The organism is Falsiruegeria mediterranea M17, from assembly GCF_900302455.1.
Lineage (GTDB): Bacteria > Pseudomonadota > Alphaproteobacteria > Rhodobacterales > Rhodobacteraceae > Falsiruegeria > Falsiruegeria mediterranea.
The window spans coordinates 198388-223158 of record NZ_ONZG01000007.1; the positions used below are offsets into that span (position 1 = coordinate 198388).

Consider the following 24771-nt stretch of genomic DNA (forward strand, 5'->3'; position numbering starts at 1 on the left):
GCCTGCTTTGGTTAACCATGGGTAAACAAGATGACGGGATTGGGGCAAATACACGGCCAAATGGGGCAATGCGGGGGTATTACATAGGCATGTCTTCCAGGGGATTGGTGGCGAGTGGTTCGGCACGGATTTTATTGACCCTCAGCGTTCAAACCAAATTCGACCACAGTTCAGAGGCCAAGCTTTTCTAGGAAATGCGCAGTTGGGAGAGCAATGGGCAGGAAACATTTCCGCTGTCACAATTGACCGTAAGCTCGCTCAACGCTGCTTCCAAGCGGCCCAGTTCGTCGATCTTTGCACGGATATTGGTGATATGAATTTCGGCAAGTTCCTTGACGGATCGGCAATCTTCTCTGTCGCACTCAGACAGGTTTAAGAGCGTTTTTGCGTCGGCAAGCGGAAACCCTAGGTCGCGGCACTTCTTTAAGAACCGAAGCCGTCCAACATCATGTTCTGAATACAGTCGTCGATTGTTCGATGCCCTTTCAGGTTTCGGCACAATGCCTTCGCGTTCGTAGTAGCGGATCGCTTCAATGCCGACGCCGCTTCGGCGCGATGCTTCGCCAATCGCAATCATGTGAACTTTCCCGACTTGCTCCTGTAGTCACTACAGAAGTTATACGAGGGGGCGTTGCAGGGACAACTCCGTTCGGTCAGGGAAACACAATGCAGAAATATATTAACCTCAGCTATCTTGCGTCGCTTTCAGCGTTTGGTGTTGCGACTTGCTGTGTGCTGCCAATGACGATGATGGTCTTTGGACTGGGCGGCAGTTGGCTGGCAATCTTTGGAAAGATTGCGTCAGCGAGCCTTTATGTGCTGGCGATATCGACGGTTTTGGTAATGGCCTCATGGCTGGTATCCTATCGGCGCAGATCGCTGCTAAAGTTGAAATGGTGGCTTTGCGGAACAACCGCGATCACCGGATTCGCTTGGATCGTTTTTTTCAACGAAGCTCGGATCAACGATTACTTGATTATGCAGATGTGAGATGATGACAGATCAAACAGTGGTGCTTGAAAGTACATTGACCTGCCCAAAATGCGGTCACAGTGAAACGGAAACCATGCCGACAGATGCGTGCCAATGGTTCTATGAATGCAAGTCATGCAAAACGGTACTGAAACCCTTGCAAGGCGACTGCTGCGTCTACTGCTCGTATGCCACCGTTCCGTGCCCACCAATCCAGCTGGGCGATAGCTGTTGCGGATGAAAAGAATGATGGCTTTGACCGCCAAGCCGCCGTGGCCACAGAAGCGGTTCTTTGTTCAGCATATGAACCGCTACAATCCCCCCTTGCCCACAGCGCACAGCCGTGTATATGGGGCCATCCTTTCACAAAACGGATAACCGCGCAGCCTCTCGTGGCAGGGTCGTGAAAGGAAACTGGCCCCGCCTTTGAAATGCGCCTTGATAGAAACAGGAGTTCACATGCCGCTGTATGAGCATGTAATGATTGCGCGTCAGGACCTGTCCAACACGCAAGCCGAAGGTCTCATCGAACACTTTGGTGCCGTTCTGTCCGACAATGGTGGTAACCTGGTCGACAGCGAGTACTGGGGCGTCAAGACGATGGCCTACAAGATCAACAAGAACCGCAAGGGCCACTATGCCTTCCTGCGTTCGGACGCACCTGCTCCGGCCGTTCAGGAAATGGAACGCCTGATGCGCCTGCATGACGACGTGATGCGCGTTTTGACCATCAAGGTCGACGAGCACAAAGAGGGCCCCTCGGTCCAGATGCAGAAGCGCGACGAGCGCGAAGGTCGCCGCGAGCGCCGCTGATCTTAGCTTGAGAAAAGGACACTAAACCATGGCCGCAAAACCATTTTTCCGCCGTCGTAAGGTCTGCCCCTTCTCGGGCGACAATGCACCGGCAATCGACTACAAGGACACTCGTCTGCTGCAGCGCTACATCTCTGAGCGCGGCAAGATTGTCCCCAGCCGTATCACCGCCGTATCGGCGAAAAAGCAGCGTGAACTGGCCCGTGCTATCAAGCGCGCCCGCTTCCTCGCCCTGCTGCCCTACGCCGTGAAGTAAGGAGAGACTGACATGCAAGTTATCCTTCTCGAACGCGTTGCGAAACTGGGTCAAATGGGCGACGTCGTTGACGTCCGCCCTGGTTACGCCCGCAACTTCCTGCTGCCCCAGGGCAAAGCCCTGAGCGCATCGGACGCCAACATCGCGTCGTTCGAGGCCCAGAAAGCGCAGCTGGAAGCACGCAACCTGGAAACCAAGAAAGAAGCTGAAGCACTGGCTGAAAAGCTGGACGGCCAGCAGTTCATCGTGATTCGCTCGGCATCGGACGCTGGTGCCCTCTACGGTTCGGTCACCCCGCGTGACGCCGCAGACGCCGCAACCGAGGCAGGCTTCACCGTCGACAAGAAACAGATCGCCCTGATCGCTCCGATCAAGGACCTGGGTCTGCACGCCGTCGCCGTGAAACTGCACCCCGAAGTTGAAGTTACGATCAACATGAACGTTGCTCGTTCGGAAGAAGAAGCCGAACTGCAGGCATCGGGCAAGTCGATCCAGGAACTGGCCGCTGAAGAAGAAGCAGCCGCAGAATTCGAAATCGCCGAGCTGTTCGACGATATCGGTTCGGCTGCCTCCGAAGATGATGATCTGGCCCCCGCCGAAGAAGCACCGGCCGAGGACGACACCACCGCCTAAGGTGTCTTCATCAATGAACAATAAAAGCCGCGCAGCTCACTGCGCGGCTTTTTTCGTGGTGGCCATGTTCAAAAAGCAAAACTGATCCTTCTCGTGTCTTGGTCCGTATCCAATAATGACCGGTCCAGATCACCCAAGGAGGTTTAAATGCCCGAACCACGTTCCATTTCGCTTATCCTCGCCGCAAGTGTTTGCGCGCTACTCCAAGCCCCAACGGCCCAAGCGGGTCTGAGTATCCGCTTTATCGAAGGCGCGCCAAAAGACCGGTTCCAGATAGAAAACACAGGCGGTTGCGACATCACCGGAGCCATGCTGCGCCTTGATTTGTCATCGTCCCAAGGGGCGTTGATCTTTGACGTCACAAGCACTGGAGCGGGCGTCGAGGTGTTTCAACCCTTCGTGCTGGTCGAGGGACAAGAGGCTTTGGCAAGCGTGCCCGCGGTCGTAGACGGTCAAGACACTCTGGATCTGGCCGTTGACCGACTAGAACCGGGCGCGGCCATCGGGTTCACCATCGATGTCGATGACACAATTGGCACCCGACAAATTACTGTGACCGGATCAGAAATCGAAGGCGCAACAGTATCCATTACCCAAGGCGCTGAGGTAAGGGCGACAACGTTCAACGTTTCGGCGCGAGCCGAGTTGCCAACATCCAGCTGCTGACACAGGTTGGTCAACATGCCCACTGCGAAACTCGATCCTGCACGCATAACTTGGCCCGCGCGGGCCGTCTTTCTTGCCCTTGTTATCGGCGGCGGTCTGACCATCGGCGCGGTCACCGCTCCGGGGGATTGGTACGCGGCTCTCAACAAGCCTTGGTTCAACCCACCAGGCTGGCTCTTTGCTCCGGTTTGGACCGTGCTGTACGTTCTTATCGCCATGATGGGATGGCGCGCCTATGCGGCAGGTCTTTCATCACGGCGCATGCGCCTGTGGTGGGGGCAGTTGGCGCTGAACTTTTTCTGGTCGCCGGTGTTCTTTTCGCTTCAACGTCCTGACTTGGCGCTGCTGGTTATCTTGGGCCTTCTGGTGACCCTTGTGATGCTGTTGCGCACCTGCTGGAGCCAAGACCGCCCCTCGGCACTGGCACTTCTCCCATACCTTGCCTGGGTGTCCTTTGCCTCGCTCTTGAACCTGTCAATTTTCATCTTGAACCCATGAGGGCACCCATGTGGACCAAAGCACTTATCCTGACTGCGACCCAAACTCTGTTGCTTGGAGGAGTGATGGCCACCGCCGAACCGTTTGAAACCTTTGAAACTGCACCCGAAACCCGCTGGAGCTATGTGGCGGATACGGTGATGGGTGGCGTGTCCACCGGCAATGTTCAGTTCATACGAGAGGGCCAAACCACCTTTGCCCGACTTGAGGGCACAGTCAGCACCGAAAACAACGGCGGCTTCATCCAATTCCGGCGCGCCCTACCCGATGCGGCTGACGCTGATGCGCAAGGTCTGCGCTTGCGAGTTCGAGGTAATGGCCAGACCTATTTCGTGCACCTACGGACCACAGGAACCCGCCTGCCCTGGCAATACTACCAAGCCCGTTTTGAAACCTCCGGCGAGTGGCGTGAAATCCGCATCCCGTTTGCCGCGTTTGAACGCTCAGGCCGACTGCTGCGCAAGACCGTCAGGTCCGAGGCGCTCACATCGGTTGGCATCGTCGCCTATGGGCGCGATCACAGCGCGCAGGTTGATGTCAGCGAGATCGCCTTCTACTGACACCCGTCTCGGCGACTTTTGGCACATAGATTGCATTCAAGTTTCCGCCTTCATTCAGGTCGGATAGGGTGAACTCATGACCGAGCGGAGACATTCATGAGACACTTGACACGCCGATCTGCCCTTGTTTTGGCCTTGGGGTTCGCGTCGGCTGCTTGCAGCCGGGAAGAGCCCACGCCACCCGTTTTTGACCCGCCGCTCTACCCAAATGAAACGCCTGAGTTGCGCGCGTCGATCAACAAGTGGGCAGATCACTATGATTTGCCGCGCGAGATGGTGCACAAGCTGGCCATCCGGGAAAGCACGCACCGCCCGTGGGCTGTAAACCGGCCCTACTACGGCCTGCTACAGATCCTGCCTGCCACGGCGCGGTCCATGGGCTTCAAGGGTCAGCCTAAGGATCTGCTGGACGCGGACACCAATCTGGAGTTTGCGTTGAAATATCTCAGGGGCGCTTGGCTGCTGGCAGATGGTGATCAATCGCGGGCCATCCGACTTTATGCGACCGGCTATTACTACGAGGCCAAGCGCCGTGGGATGCTGGTCGAAACGGGCTTGGTCAAGCCCAAGGGGTGATCACCTGCCCGCCCCTTTTCTGGGGGCGAGCAGTCTGTTTGTATCGCGGTTCAGTCGTCCGACGACAGGACCTTCCAGATAATGGCGCCCAAGGCTGCACCAATCAGCGGAGCAACCCAGAACATCCAAAGCTGCGCCATGGCCGGACCGTCGGCAAAGAGCGCCACGCCGGTCGATCGCGCAGGGTTCACGGATGTGTTTGTGACGGGGATCGAGATCAGGTGGATCAGCGTCAGGCCAAGACCAATCGCGATCGGGGCGAAACCCGCAGGCGCACCCTTGGACGTGGCGCCCAGGATGATGATCAGGAAGACCGCCGTCATGACCACCTCGGTCACGAAGCCGGAGACCATCGCATAGCCCTGCGGCGACGCCTCGCCATAGCCGTTCGAGGCAAAGCCCCCGACGCCTTCGAACCCGCTCTGCCCGGAAACGATGATGTACAGAACAACTGCGGCGACGATGGCACCAACGACCTGAGCCACCCAATACGGCAACAGCTCTTTGGCATCGTGCCGCCCGCCGATGACCAGGCCAAGTGTTACCGCGGGGTTGAAATGTCCACCCGAGATATGTCCAACCGCGAAGGCCATCGTAAGAACAGTCAGACCAAAGGCTAAGGAAACCCCAAGCCACCCGATCCCCACGTCTGCAACGCCTGCGGCCAAAACGGCGCTGCCACAGCCGCCCAGCACCAGCCAAAAGGTTCCGACGAATTCCGCCATAAGTTTGTTCATCATGTCGCGCACTCCAATTCACTGCGGGCGCCTGTCGGCTGCCCTTGTCCCTGTTGTCCTTCTTGTCTTGTTGCTCGGCTCGAAAACTTCGCGAGCAGAGCGTCTTTCGTGGCTAGCTCAAAGTCGCATGCCCACGTTAACTTTCACGTCAAACACATGTATCTAGGACCTTTTTTTCAATCTTTTCAAGAAAGCCGTTTGTTACCCAACGAAATTTTCAACCCAGGGAGGAATTAGTGTTGCCTGACACACTCAGGTCGGGCACTGTTTCAGAACAGATGTGCATCCAGTGATCACGGAACAACGCCTCCGGTTCAGGCGGCGACCTTACTGCGTGTGATCTCTGGTGAGTTACGGGTGATCAACGCATGAATTCGATAGACAGCCTAGTCGGCTCAAAAATCCGCGCGCGGCGGATATCATTGGGAAAAAGCCAGGTGGAACTTGGTCGCGCCATCGGGGTGCGCTTTCAACAGGTTCAAAAATATGAATCCGGTGTGAACCGTGTCAGCGCGTCGCGTCTGTGGATGATCGCCGAAGCGCTCGACCTTCACATCAGCCATTTTTTCGAAGAACAGTCATTGGATTCAGTGCCGCATTGCAAGCAATTCGCCCCCCCTAGGCGGCTCAATCAACCCAGAGACGAACAGGCAACACAGGAGCTGGTTGACCTCTTTACGGACTTGTCAGCCGAGCAAAAGCATGCTGTTCTTACCATAATCAAGAACATGTCGGCCCCCTCCCATCCGTCTCTGTCCAAATTAGACGTCGAAGGTTAGGTACCGGCACCTTAACGGTCCAGGCTGATGTCTAAAATGGATATTGTGGATCTTGGCGCGCTGCCAAAAACAGAAAGTCACTACAGTGGCTTTCTCGATCAGGTGCGCGAGAAATTTGAACTGGACAATGTGGCCTATGCCGGAATCAACCCGGTCAGCGGAACAATTCACGGTCACGTGACCTATGATGATGCCTGGAAGGCGCACTACACCGAGCATAATTTTCAGCTCATTGATCCGACCTTGCATATGCCTCAGCGCAGCATCGCCCCCGTGGATTGGAGCAGGCTCGAGCGCAGCGACCAGTTCCGCAAGGTGTTCCGCGACGCCAATGATTTTGGCATTGGTGATCAAGGTCTGACGATACCTGTACGTGGGCCTTACGGCGATGTCGGCTTGCTGAGCGTCACCCGCGATTGCAGCAAGACCGAATGGAGCAAATTGGTCAGCCACGTGATCAGCGATTTGCAATCCATGGCCGTCCACATTCATGATTCTGTCATGAGCTCGGATGCCCTCACCCGTGTTTTGCTGCATCCATCGCTTTCAAAACGCGAGGTTGAGATCCTGCAATGGGTGGCTGCGGGCAAGTCACAACAGGATATCGGCGATATTTTGTCGATTTCCCATCGCACCGTCGAAGTTCATTTGCGTTCAAGCCGCGAAAAGTTGTATGCCCTGACCACAGCCCAAGCCGTAGGACGCGCCATTGGGCTGGGCCTCATCTTCCCCGGCTAAATCGTCATCTCCGCCAGACTACGGGAATCCCCCAATGGTCCCCCCGGACCAGATAGGTAACGATTGGTTTACCGTTAACCACTTGATGGGGGAAAAGATGATTGTTGTGATTGATGCTCTTAACAAGCACCTGTTCAGTTCTGTTCTTGAGGACATGTTTCGTCTTCGCGGTAGGGTCTTTGGTGGACGTCTGGGATGGGACGTGACGATCGAAGACGGCAAGGAAATAGACAACTTCGACAAACTGGATCCGGCCTATGTTGTAGGTTTGGATGATGACGGCAACGTCATCTCGGCAGTTCGGGCGCTGCAAACGACCGGGCCACATATGCTGTCGGATGTGTTTCACGCCATTCTGGACGGCGAGGCACCGTTGCGCAGCGCAACCATGTGGGAATCCACCCGCTTTTGTGTCGACACGCAGCGCCTGACGCGGGGCAAAGACCGAAATTCGGTTTCGTACGCCACATGCGAACTGATGATCGGCTCGTTGGAGTTCGCCCGGCGTTCAGGCATCCAGGACATCGTCACAGTCATGGATCCGGTCATGGACCGCGTCCTCAAACGGTCCAACAACGCGCCCTATGGCTATGTTGGCAAGACCGTTCCAATGGGCAAGGTACCTGCGCTCGCCGCCCTGCTCGACTGCACCGAAGAGCGAATCAACAATGTTCGTGAATTTGCAGGCATCGAACATGACGTTTTCCTCACTGAGGAAGAGGCACTGAAACTTTTAATCCACTCAAAGAGCACCGAAAAAATGCCATTGGATACCGCGACGAACAGCACTCCCGCCAACCGTGACCACAAGCCGCTCAGCTCGCTTGAAAAGTACTTTGTCGAGCAGATGCGCGCGGCCAAGACCGAAGATGAGGTCAAATCGGTCCTTGAACTGATCGAGGCACTCAGCGACAGCTTTTCGCCCGAGCAGCGTCGAACCTTGCGTCAGACCCCCTGGGCCCTCGCAAACGAAGCATGATCCTGGCCCAGACGGGCCTGACAATAATGCTCTCCTCAAACGAAAAGAGCCGCCCATTGGGCGGCTCCTTCTATTTGGACCTGTGAAAGGCTCAGGGAAGATTACTCGTCCTCCAGCGCCTCAACAGCTTTTTCCAGATCGTCTTTCGAGACCTCTTTCTCGGTCACTTCAGCCAGCTCGAACACATAGTCGACAACTTTGTCTTCAAAGATCGGCGCGCGCAGCTGCTGCTGCATCTGAGCGTTCTGCTGGATGAATTCAAAGAACTGACGTTCCTGACCCGGATACTGACGCGCCTGCGCCATGATCGCTTGGGTCATCTCGGCGTCGGTCACTTCAACCTCGGCTTTCTGGCCCAACTCGGCCAGCAGCAGGCCAAGACGCACGCGACGCGCCGCCAGCTTGGTGTGCTCTTCGGTCGCTTCGATCTCGGCGTGATCGTGACCTTCAACCTCAGGATTTTCCTCGTGCCACAGCTGGTGTGCGATCTGCTTGGCCTCTGCGTCCAGCAGCGACGGCGGCAGGTCGAACGACACTTTGCCGTCCAGCGCGTCCAGCAGAGCGCGCTTCTGCACGGCACGGGCAGCGCCTGCATATTCGGCTTCCAGACGCTCGCTGATCTGACCTTTCAGAGCGGCCAGGTCTTCGGCACCGAACTTCTGCGCCAACTCGTCGTTGATCTCGGCCGCAACCGGCTCTTTGACCTCTTTGACGTTGCACGAGAAGACGGCTTCTTTGCCGGCCAGGTGCTCGGCCTGATAATCTGCGGGGAAGGTGACGGTGACGTCTTTTTCTTCGCCGCCTTTCACGCCAACCAGCTGATCCTCGAAACCGGGGATGAAGCTGTTGGAACCCAGAACCAGCGGATAATCTTCGGCCGAACCACCTTCGAACGCTTCGCCGTCAACCTTGCCGACGAAATCGAACACGACCTGGTCGCCATCAGCGGCTTCGCCGTCTTTGGTGTTAAAGTCCTGCGCGGTCTCGGCCAGGTTGCCCAGGGCCTCTTCCACGGCGGCATCGTCTGCCTTGACGACCATCTTCTCCAGCGAGATCGACTTCAGGTCAACTTCGGGGATCTCGGGCAGCGCTTCGTATGCCATCTCGACGTGGACGTCGTCGCCCTCTTTCCAGTCTTCGTTGGTCATCTTGACTTCGGGCTGCAGCGCCGGACGGTCGCCGCTGTCTTCAAAGTGCTGGTTCATGGCACCATCGATGCTTTCCTGCATCGCTTCGCCCAGCAGACGCTGACCAAACTGCTTTTTCAGCAGGGCCATGGGCACCTTGCCCTTGCGAAAGCCCTTCATTTCGATCTCGGGCTGCGCCTCGACCAGCTTTTCGTTGACCTTCTCGTCCAGCTCGGCCGCAGTCACGACGATGTTGTAGCCGCGCTTCAGACCTTCGTTCAGCGTCTCGGTAACCTGCATTCTTAGTCCCCATAGGATTTGGGGCGCGCAAAACGGGCGCGCCGGGAAATTTGACGCCTTCTATTTGCCCTGCCCCGCCGGTGCAAGAGGCTTTGCACAAGAACAGGCCGGGACTCGCCGTCAAACCAAAAAAAAACACGCCGCACGAGGGAATGCGGCGTGTTCTCTTTGACTGTCTGATGGAAGGATCAGAACTTCCAGCGGGCGCCCAGGATCATGGACGTGTTGTCCTGATAGTTTGCTGCAACCGCATCATGCTCATGCTGCTGGTAGCCAAAGTACACGTCGGCGTTGATCGGGTCGACACGCTGCGCAACACCAATACCGATCACTTTGGTTTTCGAACCATTGGTGTCAAAGTCACTACCGTCTTTGTAGTGAATGCCGATACCGGTGGTGCCGATCGAGAACCAGTCCTGCTCGTAGGCGATTTTGCCGTAGACATAGCTGGGGTCGGTTGCACCGGCTGCGTCATCGCTGCGGTTACCGGCTGCCATGGTGAAGCTCAGGCCGTTCTGCAGCTTGACCGAGGCCGAACCAACGGTGTCCGAACGCTTGGCCCCGTTTGCACGGTCACGTACCAGGTGCGCGATGGTCGCTTGGAATTCGGCTGCGCCAAAGTCGTTGGCATAGTTCAGGGCAATGTCATAGTAATCGTCGTCGTCGGTGCGCGACAGCGTGTTCTGACCATAGGCAATCGCCGCCGAGAAGCCGTTGAACTCGGGCGTGTCATAGCGCAGACGGGTCCGGCGCGGGCCGTCCAGATCGCTGACGGTGTCACCAACGGTCGGGCCGCTCAGGGCACCAGCAGTGTCCCGGAACAGGAAGCTGTCGTTGTAGTCGGTTGTGGCCGAGTTCAAAACGGTCCCGACATAGGACAGGTCAACACCCGCCGCGCCGTCAGAGGCCATGCTGCCCTGACCCGCCGAAAACTTGCCGTAGTTGCCGCTCAACGCAAAATCGATGTGACGGATATCTTCGCGCGACCAACCGCTGGTGTTGCGGCCAAATTGGTCGATGTCAGCGGAACCCGGCAGGCTCAGACCGGTTTCGAAACGGAAGGTGAAGGTGTTCGCGCCGAACTCCTGACCACCGCGCACACCGATCCGGCTATTCGAAATCGAGCTGTCCGTGACGTTGGTCTCGCTCTGCTGACCGTCGTCGACCGACGTGATCGCCGGGTTGAACTGACCATAGAGCTGGACCCAACCGCCACTGCCGTTCTCATAGCGAAATTCGGCAGCAGCCGGAGCGGTAATGCTTGTCGCAACCAGCGCGGCAGCAGATGTAAGTTTAAGTTTTTGTGACATTTTTTCACCACGGTGTGTTTCTGATAGTAACGCTCAGGAACATGGCGTCGGATCGACGAACTTGAAGGGATATCCCCCCCAGATCGACCCTCTATTGCAATTGAGACACAGTGAATTTGAGTCGGAAATGCCACTTCACCAACATAGCAAGGGATTTGCGGAACAAGGGGCTGTTTCAGAAAAACTGTCACAAGAGAAAATCGGACAAACACTCATGCCCTGACCACATAGCCGCCTTGCAGACGAGCAATGACAGCGGCGGCGAACCGCTCATCCTGACTTGCACCCTTGCAGCATTCCGCTCAAAACCGCTCACTACAGCAAGTGCCTGACAGAGCTGCAAAAAACTTTTCAAATTCAATTCTGGAAGAACAAGAAAAAAACGCCGCGCAATCGCGCGGCGTTCCACAGTCTTGTTGATCTGATGTTGGTTCAGAAGCGCCAGCGCGCACCAAAGAGGACCGCATTCACGTCCTGATAGGCCACACCGGGATCCGACAATTCATGCTTTCGGTAGCCCAGGTAGACCTGCGTGCTGATGCTATCGATGTTCTGGTTCAAACCGACACCCATGCTCTTGGATTTGCGCCCGGCAAGCCCAAAGTCGCTCCCGTCGTAATAGTCCACCGCGATCGACGTTGTACCACCCTGCCACCAGTCCGCTTCGTACCCGGCCAGGAAATACGTATAGTCGCCACTGTTCTTGCGGCTACCAGTCGAGAAGGCAAAGTTCAGACCGTTCTGCAGTTTGACGGCAAGCGATCCAAACGTGTCATCGCGGTCGACGCCATTGCGATCCCTGCGCGAGAAACCAATGCCACCTGCAACCTTGGTTCCGCCGAACTCCCGCGCGTATTTCAGGGCGACGTCATAGTATTTGTCGTTGTTGTTGGGCGTCAGAACATCCTGGCCAGCGGACAGCGCGATCTGGAACCCGTTGAACGAAGGCGAGTCGTAGCGAATACGACCCTGACGTCCACCATCCAGACTTGGGGTCACGCTGCTGATGCTGACGCCGGACAATGCGCCACCTGCAGTGCGGAACTGAAAGCTGCCCGCAAAGTCGCCGACGCCATTGTAGGTGGTCATGGCATTGTTGTTGAGCGACTTGTCAGCGACGCCGTCCGTCGCCATCGAACCCTGCCCCAGATATACCGTACCCCAATCCGCCTTATAGGCGAAATCGATCTTACGAATGTCGGTTCGGTCCCAATCAATGCCTTTGGGCGTGGTCGTCTGGCTGACACCGCCCGAACTGCGCAAACCAAGCGCGGTTTCAAGGTTGAAACTGAATTCGCCACCCGACATCGGTTGGCGCACCCACATGCCGACACGGGTGTTGGAATGCGCGTTGTCCACCAGGTTGTCGGTTGTTTGCACCCCGTCATCGACGGATTGGAAGGCCGGAGAGAATTGGCCGTAGAGCCTTACATATCCGCCCGAGGCATTGTCCCATTTGAGTTCAGCAGCTGCAGGAGCCGCGATACCTGCCACCAGCAGCGCTGCTGCCGAGGTTCGTTTAAGCGTCTGTGTCATAGTCATCACCACTGGGAGTTCTGAATTTGAGGTATGAAACATGTGGCACCCCATCTTGAATGTTGAAGAGGCCGTCCCATTTGACCCGATTGATATTGCATTAATGTAACAGTAATTTTGAGACACCAAGCAAAAAACCCAAGCAAAAAAGGGGGTTGGCACCTCAGGCGGTCATCGATGAAAATTCTGACAAGCAAAATGCAAACCGAGACCCATGAGATCACATCATACCCGACATGCGTTGAATATCATACCCTTGGCTTGGGTTTGGGCAAAAACCGGCGAAACCCAACATAGCGATGGCAAGCCATCTCGGCGAAGAACCCATCCTCCGGGTAAAGCTCCTGGATTTCGTTGCGGACACAGGCAGGCACCCTCTGCACCCAAGCTCAATTCCAGGACGTCGCGGCCCGCCAAGAGCGGCGTTCCAAGTGGCTTCTTTGGAGAGAGAGCGGCAGCTGAGTACCTCTGCCAGTTCTGCGAGATAGACAGATGACTTCGCCCGACAACAGATGGAACGTGCCATTATCGCACTTAAAACGTCAGGTTGACTGGATGGAAAACCGCTTTTGGTTCCGAAGAGCGCGCAACGAAACCGAGAGGAGTAAACCTCTTCAGAATGGGCACTTTCTGTCGAGGCGCACATTTCTATTGCGAAAGCCTGCTTGGGGGTATCCTTAGGGTAGCAGTAACAGTGTGCTTAAAGGCTGCGGCGCGCAGACAAGCCGAAACGGTCTACCAACCTCAAGGACCAACGTCATCAATCGCCGACGTGACAGGTTGCGCCGTATTGAAACAAACTGCATGGCTCGCAAGACCAACTCAGCGTGCCGGTTGCGATCCACTTGCCGAACCAAATTCAGCAAGGGTGCACGCGGAAAATGGCACACACACTGGATTGGTCCCGCCTGCCCCCTTACAGGCCTTCTTGCACGCATCCCAACGCCCCTGGCGCGAGCGACAGGTGAGACGCATCAAGCGGTTCCTGATCAAGCGATGCTCAGCTCCCAGATGTTGGCTGTCTGATCGTCGAACTGGAAGTACTCCACGTTCACAAGGCTGTCGGTGCCGTCTGCGCCGGTGATCATCACTTCTGTCGAAGACGTGCGCGTCAGGGTGTAATCTGCGCGGTTGCCATTGAACAAAGCGAAGTCCGAGCTCGCGCCACCGTCGAGCGTGTCATTGCCAGCCCCCCCTTTGAGGTAGTCAATGCCGCCATAGCCCAGCAAGTAGTCGTCGCCATCAAGCCCGGACAGCTGGTTGCGTTCGCGGTTGCCTTCCAGGCGATCATCGAAGTGCGTGCCGACAAGGTTCTCAATTTCGAAATAGAGATCCCGGATTGCATCACCGGCAGAGCCAAAGCCCGTCTCCTGGCCGTTGAATTCGCCCGCGCCGTTGCGCAGGGACGCGATCACGCCGGAAGTCGATTGGAAATACGTCACCGTGTCCAGACCATCACCGCCGAAATACCGTTCACGCCCGCCAGTCGAGCCCACGAACCAGTCATAGCCGCCCAGCCCGCGGAAATCGTTCTGCTGCGCGTCACCATAGAACACATCTTGATGGCTCGACCCCGTGACGCGTTCAACCGAGATCAGCGTCAGCCCCTGGGCCAGTCCTGTGCTCTGCGAAGGATCGGACAGGTCGAGCGTCACGCCGCCCACCGCTGCACCCATCGGGGGCGCGCCATCGAACAAAAAGACATCCTCTACAACCGGCGCACCCGAGGATTGGGCCTCGAGGAAGGTGATCATGTCGAGCCCGTTCCCGCCGTTGAGCGTGTCATTGCCGGGCGTGGCTATGAACCAGTCATAGTCCCCCAGTCCGCGCAGCTCATCATCGCCGTCTGATCCGCGCAGCACATCTGTGAAAATCGAGCCGGTTCCCCGTTCGATCGAAGTGAGGGTATCGACCTCTCCACCAAAGATCCGGGCCCGACCTGCGCCCAGGTCCAGATCCAGCAGAAAGTTCGTTCCGCGGCCAGGAACCTCTACGAGGTCCGAGTAAGAGATCATGTCTCGGCCCGGTCCCCCATCGACCGTGTCATTTCCCCGGCCCGGTATGATCCAGTCAAACCCTTCCTCTGCAAAGAACTGCTGGGGCTCGTCAGTCCCTTCCAACGTCTCGGACGCAGCAGTTCCGGTAATTGCGTTCAGGCGAAAGGCATCGGCAAAGCTGAGTCTGATATCGTTGAATTGCAGGAACTCAACATCGGTATCGACGGTGTCGTTGCCCTCTGCCGATGTAATCAACAGGCCGTTCCGGACGCTCGAGTCGATTGGTGAAACCAACTCGATACTGGCCACGGTCACATCGGTGCTGGCGATGTTGAAATGCGCCGTGTCCGACCCGTTGCCACCGCCCAGAAAATCATCGCCAACGCCGCCATCCAACGTGTCGTCGCCCGACGCCCCGATCAGACGGTCGTTGCCCGCGCCGCCGTACATTTCATCGTTGCCGTCACCACCATCCAGGGTGTCATCGCCGCCGCGCCCGACCAAAATGTCGTCACCGCCTTCGCCCCTGAGCGAATTGTCGGCTTCCGACCCGCTGATAACTTCTGTTCCGATGGAGCCGAACACATTTTCAATGTTGTCCAGCGTGGTGAAATCAGCCCCCTGGTAAGTTGCGCCATTCGCGATGTCGATGATCAGTTCGCCCTCAACAAAACTGGCAAACGACTGGACATAGGTGTCGATCCCATCACCACCATCGATCCTGTTTCTTGAACCGTAGAGGTCCTGGAAGACATCGTTACCCGCGCCCCCATCCAATGTGTCGGTATCGCCCCATCCGACAAGGGTGTCATTGCCACTGCCGCCGAACAGCATGTCAAATCCGTCGCCACCATGAAGGAAATCGTTTCCGGCAAAGCCGGACAATGTGTCCTGACCGTCGAGGCCAAAGAGACGATCCCGTACCGAGGCATCGTCACGCCCGTTCATGCGGTTGTTGTCCGCGTTTCCGGTTCCGCGGAGGTCAGCGAGCGTGCTGCTGCCCAGGGTCAGGTGCTCAAGGTTATCACCCAAAGTGTAGTTGATTGTTGTTATGACAGAATCCAGGTCGATCGTATCGCCTTCGACGATCACGTCACCGATGTTGTCCACATAGTAGATATCGTTGCCGTCCCCGCCGACCATAGTGTCTGCGCCCGCGCCACCGTTAAGGCGGTCGATGACAAATCCGCTGCCACCAATCAGGCTGTCGTTGCCACCAAAGCCAAACAGAGTGTTGGATTGCGCATTACCGGTCAAAACGTTGTTGCCGTTGTTGCCTGCCCCAACCACGGCAGAGCCAATCAGCGTCAGGTTCTCAACATTGGCATAGTTCGACGTCGACAGGTTTGCAGACACAGAGGACACAAGCAGGTCGATCCCACCTCCGACGTCTTCAACAATGACATCCAGAAGATCATCTACGCGCAGCGTGTCATTCCCGCCACCGCCAAAAAGCGTGTCGGCACCACCACGTCCATCCAGATCGTCATTGCCGGTAAAGCCAAAGAGCTGGTTTGCTGCACCATCGCCCACAAGGGTGTCGTCGCCCGCGTTTCCGCGGACACCTTCAACACTCGTCAGGCTGAGCAAACCGTTCGTTAGTGAAAACGTACCACCGCCAAGATCGCGTTCGATGCTGTAGTCACCTGTCGTGAGATTAAGGCTGAAGTCCGCGTTGCCGATAAGATCAACAAGATCAAAACCGGTCCCGCCATTGAATGATCCGGCGAACAAGGTGTTCGACGCACCGTTGAGCGCCAGCCAGTCATCACCGGCATTTCCGAAAATGGTGTTGTTTCCGGCGCCCGCGTTCAGGGTGTCATTGCCAAGGCCGCCATCCAAATAGTCGTCGCCAGCACCGTCATTGATGACATCGTTTCCACCCTGCCCCAGCAGCGTGTCATTTCCGTCGCCACCGTTCAGCGTATCGTCCCCGCCGCCGCCGGTGATGTAGTTGTTCAATGCATTGCCTGTGGCCACGGCAGAGCCACCGATCAAGGTCAAATTCTCGATCGCATCCGTTCCAGCATTCGGCTGGCTGAGGTCAAAGCTGAACCTGGAAACGACCAGGTCAACGCCGGACCCGTTGTTCTCAATGACATCGTTTACGCTGTCCACAAAGAACGTGTCGTCGCCATCCGAGCTGATCAGGGTGTCGTCACCAGTTCCGCCGTTCAGTATGCCCGTACCGATAAGCCGGTCATTGCCAGCCTCACCCAGCAGCGTATCTCGTCCTGCGCCACCGGAAAGCGTATCGTCACCGGCGCCGCCCAGAAGGCTGTCATTGCCATCCCCCCCGTCGATGCTGTCGTTGCCGTCGCCGCCATCAAGCGTGTCATCGCCGCCGCGACCAACAAGGGTGTCATCGCCGCCGCGACCTTCTAGGATCTGTTCTGAACTCGACCCCAGCAAATAGTTGCCGCCCAGAGAGCCGCGCAATATGCCGCCCGCCTGGAAAATATACCCGTTTTCAACGCCTTCAATGGTGCTCAGCCCGGCCATCCCATCAAACCGGATGGTACCGGCAGTTTCGGTCGCGCTCGCCCCGGTTCCGGTGATCGTCGACAGTTCCACCACCAGGTTGGCAAGCGAACCCGTTACCAGGTTGTCGATACCAGTGCCGCCGAGGATGCTGGCGTTTCCGTCGAAATCCGGCCGCAGCCTGATTTCATCGTCGTCACTGTCGCCGCGAAACTCACCGCCACCTGCGCCCGCTTCGAGCGTATCGTTCCCGGCACCGCCTTCCAGGCTGTCCCGCCCTGCGCCGGATTTCAGCAGGTCGTTATCATTGTTACCTGACAGCACATCGTTGCCGTCGCCGCCGATTAGAGTGTCGTCACCATTGCTGCCTGTTATGAAATCGTCGCCTGCACCACCATCGATAGAATTGTCCTGCAGGTTGCCTTCGATTCTGTTGTCGAGGTCGTTGCCGACACCGTCGATCTCCTGGTCGCCCTCGAGTTCGAGCCTCTCAATCCCAGCAGCGAGCGTGTAGCTCACGGTGGTGGAAACAACGTCGAGATCGCCGCCTGTATCGACCACACGATCCCGTACGTCGTCTACAACGTAGGTGTCGTTGCCTTCGCCGCCTTCCATACTGTCTTCGCCGCTGTTCCCATCCAACCGATCATCGCCGGCACCGCCGATCAGCGTGTCGTTACCACTTCCCCCAAGAAGCGTATCATCCCCATCACGCCCCTCAAGACGGTCTGATCCACCTTCACCTCTGAAAATGTTGTCGCGCTCGTTCCCGATCATCACATTGTTCAGACCGTTGCCCGATCCGGATCGTCCGCCCGTCAACAGGGTTAGGTTTTCGACCCCTCCGTTGTTCGGCGCCACACTGCCAAGCGTGCCCTGATTGAGGTCAAAGGTGTCCAGACTGCTGCGAACTTCGTCGATACCTGATCCGGAATTCTGGACGACATCGCCCGTGTTATCGACGATGAACACATCGCCGGACCCTCTGCCGATCAACGTGTCCGCACCGGTGCCCCCATCCAGAGTGTCACTGCCGAACCCACCGACCAGGCTGTCGTCGCCGCCCAGGCCAAAAAGGGCGTTCCCATCATCATTGGCGGTGATGACGTTGTCGTATGCGTTGCCCGTGCCGCTGGTTGCGCCGCTCAGCAATGTCAGGTTTTCGATCGGTCGCGTAGATTGATTGTAGCGGCTGTCATCCAGGCTGAAGGTGGCTAGGCTGGTCCGTATCTCGTCTACGCCAGATGTGCCCTCGCTTTGGATAACGTCGTTGACATTGTCGACATAGAAGATGTCGCTGCCCGAGCCGCCATCCATCGTGTCAACGCCGGTGCCGCCGTCCAGGACGTCGTCGCCAACACCACCTGAAAGACTATCGTCGCCTTCATTGCCTTCGAGCGTATCAGCCCCGTTCCCCGATAGAAGCGTATCGTTCCCCAGGCCACCGACAATCGAGTTATCCCCCTCACCTGCGTCGATGCTGTCATTATCATCGCCGCCGTTGATCGTGTCGTTACCGCCGCCTGCGAATATTCTGTCGTCTCCAGCGTCGCCGTCGATCGTGTTGTCACCCGCGCCTGCGCTGAGGGTGTCCGCTCCGGCACCACCGGTTATGGTGTCATCACCGCTTCCACTGATTACGTTGTCATTGCCAGTTCCGCCGGAAAACACATGGCTGCCGGATCCCGTCGAAACCAGCCTGTCGTTCCCACCGCCGCCTTCCAGCGTGTTGTTGCCAAAACTGGCTTCCAGCGTGTCGTTGCCTTCGCCACCGACAAGGCTGTCATCATGGTCACCGCCGATCAGGCTGTCGTCACCGGCGCCGCCATCCAGAGTATCTTCGTCAATTCCACCGTTCAGCGTGTCGTTGCCTTCTCCGCCTTCCAGCAGATCGTTACCGCGGCTGCCAAAGAGACTGTCATTTCCGATCCCGCCGCGCAGCGTGTCGTTCTGGTTTGCGCCAATTAGCGTGTCATCGCCTTCGGCACCGCTCAAATCGCTTGCCGTGGCTGAACCTTGCAGGACGTTGTTCAAGGCGTTGCCGACACCCGTGGTCGAGCCTGTCAGCAGTGTAAGGTTCTCAATACCGCCGTCAGCACCTTCCCATTCCACCCGATCGAGGGAAAATGACGCCAGCGTTGTCTGAATTTCATCGATATCGGTACCGGTTTCGACAATCTGGTCCCCGGCGTTGTCGACCACATACCGGTCAGACCCAAGGCCCCCGATCATGGAATCCGCATCAGCTCCCCCGTCGAGCGTGTCATTGCCCGAACCACCTTCCAAGGTGTCCTCGCCAGCATCGCCAGTCAGGCTGACATTCCCGTTCGATCCAGACAAGCTGTCGTCGCCAACACCGCCACTGAGGCTGTCATCGCCACCGCCACCGATCACGGTGTCATTCCCAGCCTGACCGAAAAGCGCGTTGGCAGCTGCGTTGCCGCGCAAAACATTGTCAATACTGCTGCCGACACCGCTGACAGCACCCGTCAACAACGTCAGGTTTTCAACAGGCGATCCCAATGCTCCACCGCTGTATGGCGTTGCTTGCAGATTCAACGTGGTCAGCGTTGTCCGGATCTCGTCGATACCCGAACCGGTTTCGGAAATGACATCCGATGTGCTGTCGATGATGTAGACGTCATTGCCTTCGCCACCTTCCATCGTGTCGGCGCCTGGTCCGCCATCCAGGGTGTCGTCGCCGGTGCCCCCCACAAGGCTGTCGTTGCCGGCATCCCCCTGCAACAGGTTGTTACCTGCGGTCGATGTCAGGGTGTCTGCGCCATCCCCGCCGATCAGCGTATCATTACCTGCACCTGCGAACAGGCTGTCGTCTCCGGCACCGCCGTCCAGCGTATTGTCGCCATCGTCGGCAAGCGGATCAAAACGCCCGTCGGTGATAAAATACCCGCCGCGAATTGTGTCATTCCCGCCACCGCCCGACAGGCTGTCATCGAAATCGATATTGTTGGTGTTACGGTCACTGTCACCACCTGCGATCGTATCGTTGCCGCTTCCGCCAACCACGGTATCCGACCCCGTGCCGCCCCAAACCCGGTAGTTCCCGCTGACCAATGTGATCAGGTCATTCCCTGCTTCACCATCCATTTGACCGGTCATACCCGCCGCAGCTTCAAGCGTGTCATTGCCGCCGCCCGCAAAAATGAAGCTGGAGTCGAAAATGTAATCGTTGCTGTCAAAGATGATGGTGTTTGTCGTTCCGGGAACAGACATGCTTTCACTAATGAACGTCAGTGCATTGCCTGTTACGGACGCCCCACCATCAATGACATTGTCAAGTTGATTGCCAGTCAGGTTGCCGCCATTGGATCCGCGATATTCCAAACGCTCGACAAAATCCGGTAACGTGTAATCGCCGACGGAATAGATAACGAGGTCATCGCCTTCGTTGTTTTGCTCAATGATCGTAACGCCTGCCTCATCGACGATATAAACATCGTCGCCAGCCAGCCCAATCAGCGTGTCAGCGCCCCCGAGGCCATTGATGGTGTCCTCAATCGCGGTCCCTGTCAGCGTTTCTGCAGCAGGTGTTCCAGTCCGTAACGGCATACTGTGGCCCCCCCAGTATTATTTCAGGTCTCTGTCCCGCGATAATTCGCTTTTGGTTTCAGAGCCTAACGCCTCTAGTAGCGGAAACAGCCTCATCCGTCCAACTTATCGCTTCCTGAACAACGCAACATTTTTTGTGGTGGCCGGTAAAAGCTGGCCACTGCGAGCCGAGAATGTTTCTTTACAGAGGGTTGAAGTCCTTGAAAGCAAGGATGTCACTTCACTTGGGAAACTCGGAGAATTCCTCTGGATTGCTTTCGGCCAAACCCACCAAACCTCTCACGTGCATGCTCATGAAAAGGCCAAAGCAGACCGTTTGCCGAGACTTGCAGACGTGTAACCGCCGTTGCCGTCGTTCATCAACGTGAACAAAGATACATCCAAGTTTCCAACGAACGGTTTCAGCCCGAAGCGGACACAACAACCACCATCGCTAGATCAGGGCTTCGGCGTCAATTTGGGCCGGATGCGGACAATCGCTGCGGGTTCGAAGCAAGCGAGCTGACTGTTGGAAAGCGGACCTTAGGTTCTCACCCGACACGCCAAAGAAACCTGCGTCAAGTTCGCTGAGATGCGATCGAATAATGGACCCGGTAGCAGCAAAGCTTTGTGCAGATAAGCCAAAGGCCAGTCACGAACCCGCAATGAATTTGGGCCCCTCAAGTGGGGCTTACCAGGCTACCGTGACCTCGAGGTCGGGTTTGGAGATCAACCAGCGTGATCCCGCTGAGGCCAGCGCCGCGAACGCGAAAATACGGATGGATGCAAGCCGCGCACAATCGATCGCGTCCGCCTCGCCTTGTTAAATGACGATGTCGTCACCATCCACAAAAAGCGGACGAATGAGTCGATAGAGACAGCTCTGATTGTCCCGCGGCGATCTGTTGCGATCATTGCGAACATAACAAAACAAGGGGCTCGACAATTTGGGTTACAGAATAAAATCTCCGTCCGCGAATTGCAGCACCTCGGCATGGGTGACGATATTTGTGCCATCGCCTGTGCCGGGGCCGATGTAGTCCACCTGCCAGCTAATCCCGGCCTCGGTGGTGAAGGCATCTCTCGAGGTGATCGCGTACTGGTTGCGGTCAAAACCAAACACCACCCGATCAAAGCCAAAGCCGGTGTCGATGATGTCATCGCCTGCAAGGCCAGTGACCACATCATCCCCGCCGCGGCTGACGATGACATTGTCGCCATGATCCCCGGCGATGGTATCGTTGCCGCCGAAGGTAAAGACATCCTCGATATCGATCAGGCGGTCGCCATCCGTCTCTCCGGCCCAGCCACGCCCGGCCAGCAGCGACAGGTGCACTGCAGCGCCGTCATTGCCAGCCTGAAGCGTATCGCGACCTGCCCCGCCATCAACCTTGTCCGGTCCGGCGCTGGCCATCATGACGTCGTCGCCCGCGAAGCCCCACATCAGATCAAGGTATTGCGTAGCCGCCAGCGTATCGTCACCAGCCGTGCCGTTGATGAGGATGCCGGTTTCGGTGAACTGGTCCGCGGCAACATCATAGGTGCCGTTTCGGAACTGAAAATACTCGACCCCGGTGACCAGGTCCCGGCCAAAGCCAAATCCGGAGTCGCTGTGTTCGACAAAGTAGTCGCTTTCGCTGAGGATCCCTTGGCCAACAGAGCGTGGTGTAATGATCGCGTCATCATAGACGTAGTCGAAGATGGCCGTATCCACGCCGCCATCGCCGACCAGCGTATCATCGCCATTCAATCCGCGCAGCGTGTCGTCTCCTCCACCACCTTGCAGGTGGTTTGCGGCGGAGTCGCCTTCGAAATGCATATCGGTCGTACCGAACGGATCATCGGTATAGATGTGTTCTATGCCGGTATAGACGTCCCCCTCTGCTTCGCCGCCATAGCCGCGCCCGAGCGCTAGAGACAAGAAGCTGTTTTCGGAGACATGGCGGACGACAACGCTATCCGTCGTCCCAGCTCCGCCATCATATTTGTCGGCACCGGGGGACGTGTAGAACGAATCCCTTCCGCCGAGGCCCCTTTGGACGTCGCGGCCGACCGTGCCAAAGAAGCGGTCATCGAAACTGGTGCCGGTGATCGCCTCGATCCCGAACAGGGTCTGGTCCGCGCCATCCGCAGCGTTGAACGCCGTTAGCTCCATTCGATATGGCGTGTCATCAAGGTCAACTTCGCGCATCAGGATACCCTGGATGCCGCCGCTTATGGCGAAGGTAACAAGGTCATAGCCCAACCCGCCGTCGAGCCTATCATTGCCCACAGAGCCATAGAGCGTATCGTTCCCGGCAAGCCCGCGATAAAACTCGTCAGCATTTGTGCCGTAAAGCCGGTCAGGCTCGTTCGTGCCAATGATCTCAGGTTCCTGGACCAGGGTTGCGAGGTCCCGGTCGCGAAAATCGGCGAAGCGTACAACCTCTACATCGCGTAGGAGTGCCGTTTTGAAGTCACGATGGTCGCCACCGACATAGCGTACCTGAACTGTGTCCGCATCCGTCTGGGTGATTTCTGCTTCTTGCAGCGAAAAGCCGAAGGCGACTGTGTCTTGGCCGTCCCCGCCGATCACCGTATCGATGGCGCTGACCGGATCGGCGCCGCCCAAAAGCCGGAAGATGTCGTCTCCGGCGCTGCCGTCAAAGCGGTTCGCGACATCGTCGCGTGTGTTCGTAACGTCAAACGACGCGCCCGGCGCGTCCGAGATCATCTTGATATTCTCAATCCCGAAGTACCGGTCCCCCGTCGCATCCCCGGTCCAGCCGCGCTGTAGCAGCAGGTTGACAATTATCACCGGATCGTCCGCATGCCGAGTGATCACCACAGTGTCGCTACCTTGCCCGCCCCAATATCTGTCCGCTCCGGGGCTGTCGTAGAATGTATCGTTGCGGCTGAGGCCCGACAGGATGTCGTTGCCGACCGTCCCACGCAGTGTGTCTTCCCATACCGTGCCGATCACACCTTCAACGTTGTAAATGTACTGAAGATCCCCCCGAAGCGAGACCTGTTGTACATAAGGCCGGGTCTCAAGATCGACATCTCGCATCACTATGCCTTGGGACAGCCCTGATATTTCGGCGTAGGTGAGTGTGTCTGAACCCGGCCCGCCATTGATCGTGTCATTGCCAAGGGTTGCAATCAGTGTGTCGTTGCCGCCCAGACCTTCGTAAAGGTCATCGCGGGCGTCGCTGCCTTCAAGGGAGTCGTTGCTATTCGTGGGGAAACCTACGCTCATACTGAAACCTCTCTGTAAATAATATGATGACCCGACATTCCCAATATGGACGGCGGTATGATCGCAGCTTCGCTTGAATCTGCATGCCGATCAAGGGTTGTACTCGGTCGGGTGTCTGCAACCGAAAATCCGCTCCCGTTGAAGCACGGCAGACCTGAGTTCATCAGGTCCGACAACGGACCAGAGTTCATTGCGGCGGATCTGCAGAGCTGGTTAAGAAAGATCAGCATCCAGCCAATGCAAATCTATCCGGACAGTCCACGTGAAACGGCTACAAAGAGCGTTTCAACGGAAGGCTAAGACAAGATTTCCTTAAAACAGAATGGCTCCCACCACTAAGCACGCGCAGGTCGCGATCAATTTTCAGCTGAGGCAGGGCCTTGTTGCACAAATCGGCTGATGTGCGAGCTTCCCCCTTCCCCGGAGGGACTTATCCGAACGGAAATCGGCGCAGTCGAATTTGTGATCTATGGTTGGCGATACAATGCTGCGGTCGAGCTGGCGGACGCAGGATGCAGCGACACTGAAATTCAGTCGGTCACTGGTCACAAAACCTTGGCGATGGCGCAGAAGTATCGCGCTCAAGCAAACCAAAAGCGTTTGAGCAAGTCGGCGCAGGCCAAAAGAACAGAACAAAAACGAAACGAGAAACAGTGAAACTCTGTGTGAAACTCTGTCTTCGTCAGAGAAAGCAGAACGCCAAGCAATCAGAATTTTTCGTTTATTTTCAATGTGGTGCGGGTGGGGAGACTCGAACTCCCACACCTTGCGGCGCCAGAACCTAAATCTGGTGCGTCTACCAATTCCGCCACACCCGCATCCAAAGCTCATCGCAGCACCCATCAGGGCCGCCTCGACGAGACTCGGCGACTGATACACATCCGCAGAACCAGGGGCAAGAGCCGCCATCACAGTTTTCGTTCCTTTCCCGGAACCCCAACCGCGTGTTCGACACGGTCTGCATGCGCCTTTGTCAAAAAAAGTCGCGACTTGTGCACGATTTTGCCATATTCTGAGTGGCAAAAT

The 24771-nt window shown here is 56.9% G+C and carries 20 protein-coding genes and 1 tRNA gene; 13 read left to right on the forward strand and 8 right to left on the reverse strand.

The window, feature by feature from the left end; translation table 11 throughout:
- Positions 1-187: 187 nt before the first annotated feature.
- Positions 188-577 (reverse strand): MerR family transcriptional regulator, encoded by a 390-nt coding sequence (locus tag TRM7615_RS14900; protein WP_108788906.1) that lies wholly within the window; start codon positions 575-577, stop codon positions 188-190.
- Between the two features lie 89 nt (positions 578-666).
- Here TRM7615_RS14900 and TRM7615_RS14905 point away from each other — a divergent pair, with 89 nt between their 5' ends.
- The 9 genes from TRM7615_RS14905 to TRM7615_RS14945 all read left to right on the forward strand — a co-directional run bounded on the left by TRM7615_RS14905 (position 667) and on the right by TRM7615_RS14945 (position 4974).
- A complete protein-coding gene (locus TRM7615_RS14905) occupies positions 667-990 on the forward strand; it encodes a hypothetical protein (protein ID WP_108788908.1) in 324 nt (107 codons plus the stop codon).
- A 4-nt stretch (positions 991-994) separates the two neighbouring features.
- Positions 995-1213, forward strand: a complete 219-nt coding sequence (locus tag TRM7615_RS25940) for a GDCCVxC domain-containing (seleno)protein (protein WP_108789112.1) — start codon at positions 995-997, stop codon at positions 1211-1213.
- A gap of 218 nt (positions 1214-1431) precedes the next feature.
- Positions 1432-1785: a 30S ribosomal protein S6 gene (rpsF, locus tag TRM7615_RS14915; RefSeq protein WP_108788910.1), complete on the forward strand. Its 354-nt coding sequence runs from the start codon at positions 1432-1434 to the stop codon at positions 1783-1785.
- A 28-nt stretch (positions 1786-1813) separates the two neighbouring features.
- Positions 1814-2041, forward strand: a complete 228-nt coding sequence (gene rpsR / locus TRM7615_RS14920) for a 30S ribosomal protein S18 (protein ID WP_005852865.1) — start codon at positions 1814-1816, stop codon at positions 2039-2041.
- Positions 2042-2053: 12 nt separating this feature from the next.
- Positions 2054-2674, forward strand: a complete 621-nt coding sequence (rplI, locus tag TRM7615_RS14925) for a 50S ribosomal protein L9 (RefSeq protein WP_108788912.1) — start codon at positions 2054-2056, stop codon at positions 2672-2674.
- 147 nt (positions 2675-2821) lie between these two features.
- The gene (locus TRM7615_RS14930; protein WP_108788914.1) at positions 2822-3340 is read left to right on the forward strand and encodes an aggregation factor core; all 519 of its coding nucleotides are present in this window, start codon (positions 2822-2824) and stop codon (positions 3338-3340) included.
- Between the two features lie 15 nt (positions 3341-3355).
- Complete coding sequence (locus TRM7615_RS14935) at positions 3356-3838, forward strand: TspO/MBR family protein (protein ID WP_108788916.1); 483 nt, start codon at positions 3356-3358, stop codon at positions 3836-3838.
- Between the two features lie 8 nt (positions 3839-3846).
- On the forward strand, positions 3847-4398 hold the full coding sequence (locus TRM7615_RS14940; RefSeq protein ID WP_235824099.1) for a CIA30 family protein: 552 nt from the start codon (positions 3847-3849) through the stop codon (positions 4396-4398).
- 96 nt (positions 4399-4494) lie between these two features.
- The gene (locus TRM7615_RS14945) at positions 4495-4974 is read left to right on the forward strand and encodes a lytic transglycosylase domain-containing protein (protein ID WP_108788920.1); all 480 of its coding nucleotides are present in this window, start codon (positions 4495-4497) and stop codon (positions 4972-4974) included.
- A 50-nt stretch (positions 4975-5024) separates the two neighbouring features.
- Here the strand turns inward: TRM7615_RS14945 and aqpZ are convergent, their stop codons facing one another.
- Positions 5025-5714 carry an aquaporin Z gene (aqpZ, locus tag TRM7615_RS14950; protein WP_108789115.1) on the reverse strand — a complete coding sequence of 230 codons (690 nt, stop codon included), beginning with the start codon at positions 5712-5714 and terminating at the stop codon, positions 5025-5027.
- A gap of 365 nt (positions 5715-6079) precedes the next feature.
- Between aqpZ and TRM7615_RS14955 the strand changes: the two genes are divergently transcribed.
- The 3 genes from TRM7615_RS14955 to TRM7615_RS14965 all read left to right on the forward strand — a co-directional run bounded on the left by TRM7615_RS14955 (position 6080) and on the right by TRM7615_RS14965 (position 8207).
- Positions 6080-6490, forward strand: coding sequence for a helix-turn-helix domain-containing protein (locus TRM7615_RS14955; RefSeq protein ID WP_108788922.1), 411 nt, complete (start codon positions 6080-6082; stop codon positions 6488-6490).
- Between the two features lie 36 nt (positions 6491-6526).
- A complete protein-coding gene (locus tag TRM7615_RS14960; protein WP_108788924.1) occupies positions 6527-7228 on the forward strand; it encodes a LuxR family transcriptional regulator in 702 nt (233 codons plus the stop codon).
- A gap of 97 nt (positions 7229-7325) precedes the next feature.
- The gene (locus tag TRM7615_RS14965) at positions 7326-8207 is read left to right on the forward strand and encodes an acyl-homoserine-lactone synthase (protein WP_108788926.1); all 882 of its coding nucleotides are present in this window, start codon (positions 7326-7328) and stop codon (positions 8205-8207) included.
- Between the two features lie 101 nt (positions 8208-8308).
- On the opposite strand, the gene tig is transcribed toward TRM7615_RS14965, so the two are convergent.
- The 5 genes from tig to TRM7615_RS14990 all read right to left on the reverse strand — a co-directional run bounded on the left by tig (position 8309) and on the right by TRM7615_RS14990 (position 23745).
- On the reverse strand, positions 8309-9634 hold the full coding sequence (tig, locus tag TRM7615_RS14970) for a trigger factor (RefSeq protein ID WP_108788928.1): 1326 nt from the start codon (positions 9632-9634) through the stop codon (positions 8309-8311).
- A 188-nt stretch (positions 9635-9822) separates the two neighbouring features.
- Entirely contained in the window at positions 9823-10944 is a 1122-nt protein-coding gene (locus TRM7615_RS14975) for a porin (protein ID WP_108788930.1), read from the reverse strand.
- Between the two features lie 432 nt (positions 10945-11376).
- The gene (locus TRM7615_RS14980) at positions 11377-12480 is read right to left on the reverse strand and encodes a porin (protein WP_108788932.1); all 1104 of its coding nucleotides are present in this window, start codon (positions 12478-12480) and stop codon (positions 11377-11379) included.
- 989 nt (positions 12481-13469) lie between these two features.
- Entirely contained in the window at positions 13470-20528 is a 7059-nt protein-coding gene (locus tag TRM7615_RS14985; protein WP_108788934.1) for a beta strand repeat-containing protein, read from the reverse strand.
- A 931-nt stretch (positions 20529-21459) separates the two neighbouring features.
- Positions 21460-23745, reverse strand: a complete 2286-nt coding sequence (locus tag TRM7615_RS14990) for a calcium-binding protein (RefSeq protein ID WP_108788936.1) — start codon at positions 23743-23745, stop codon at positions 21460-21462.
- 399 nt (positions 23746-24144) lie between these two features.
- Between TRM7615_RS14990 and TRM7615_RS14995 the strand changes: the two genes are divergently transcribed.
- Complete coding sequence (locus TRM7615_RS14995; protein WP_235824100.1) at positions 24145-24402, forward strand: site-specific integrase; 258 nt, start codon at positions 24145-24147, stop codon at positions 24400-24402.
- Positions 24403-24478: 76 nt separating this feature from the next.
- Here the strand turns inward: TRM7615_RS14995 and TRM7615_RS15000 are convergent.
- A tRNA-Leu gene (locus tag TRM7615_RS15000) sits at positions 24479-24563 on the reverse strand.
- Positions 24564-24771: the final 208 nt, after the last annotated feature.

Coding starts and splice junctions, on each gene's coding strand:
- TRM7615_RS14940 (WP_235824099.1), top strand. CDS start 3,847: ATGTGGACCAAAGCACTTATCCTGACTGCGACCCAAACTCTGTTGCTT.
- TRM7615_RS14975 (WP_108788930.1), bottom strand. CDS start 10,944: ATGTCACAAAAACTTAAACTTACATCTGCTGCCGCGCTGGTTGCGACA.
- aqpZ (WP_108789115.1), bottom strand. CDS start 5,714: ATGATGAACAAACTTATGGCGGAATTCGTCGGAACCTTTTGGCTGGTG.
- TRM7615_RS14980 (WP_108788932.1), bottom strand. CDS start 12,480: ATGACACAGACGCTTAAACGAACCTCGGCAGCAGCGCTGCTGGTGGCA.
- TRM7615_RS14985 (WP_108788934.1), bottom strand. CDS start 20,528: ATGCCGTTACGGACTGGAACACCTGCTGCAGAAACGCTGACAGGGACC.
- TRM7615_RS14990 (WP_108788936.1), bottom strand. CDS start 23,745: ATGAGCGTAGGTTTCCCCACGAATAGCAACGACTCCCTTGAAGGCAGC.
- TRM7615_RS14965 (WP_108788926.1), top strand. CDS start 7,326: ATGATTGTTGTGATTGATGCTCTTAACAAGCACCTGTTCAGTTCTGTT.
- rpsF (WP_108788910.1), top strand. CDS start 1,432: ATGCCGCTGTATGAGCATGTAATGATTGCGCGTCAGGACCTGTCCAAC.
- TRM7615_RS14955 (WP_108788922.1), top strand. CDS start 6,080: ATGAATTCGATAGACAGCCTAGTCGGCTCAAAAATCCGCGCGCGGCGG.
- tig (WP_108788928.1), bottom strand. CDS start 9,634: ATGCAGGTTACCGAGACGCTGAACGAAGGTCTGAAGCGCGGCTACAAC.
- TRM7615_RS25940 (WP_108789112.1), top strand. CDS start 995: ATGACAGATCAAACAGTGGTGCTTGAAAGTACATTGACCTGCCCAAAA.
- TRM7615_RS14905 (WP_108788908.1), top strand. CDS start 667: ATGCAGAAATATATTAACCTCAGCTATCTTGCGTCGCTTTCAGCGTTT.
- rplI (WP_108788912.1), top strand. CDS start 2,054: ATGCAAGTTATCCTTCTCGAACGCGTTGCGAAACTGGGTCAAATGGGC.
- TRM7615_RS14995 (WP_235824100.1), top strand. CDS start 24,145: ATGTGCGAGCTTCCCCCTTCCCCGGAGGGACTTATCCGAACGGAAATC.
- TRM7615_RS14935 (WP_108788916.1), top strand. CDS start 3,356: ATGCCCACTGCGAAACTCGATCCTGCACGCATAACTTGGCCCGCGCGG.
- rpsR (WP_005852865.1), top strand. CDS start 1,814: ATGGCCGCAAAACCATTTTTCCGCCGTCGTAAGGTCTGCCCCTTCTCG.
- TRM7615_RS14900 (WP_108788906.1), bottom strand. CDS start 577: ATGATTGCGATTGGCGAAGCATCGCGCCGAAGCGGCGTCGGCATTGAA.
- TRM7615_RS14945 (WP_108788920.1), top strand. CDS start 4,495: ATGAGACACTTGACACGCCGATCTGCCCTTGTTTTGGCCTTGGGGTTC.
- TRM7615_RS14960 (WP_108788924.1), top strand. CDS start 6,527: ATGGATATTGTGGATCTTGGCGCGCTGCCAAAAACAGAAAGTCACTAC.
- TRM7615_RS14930 (WP_108788914.1), top strand. CDS start 2,822: ATGCCCGAACCACGTTCCATTTCGCTTATCCTCGCCGCAAGTGTTTGC.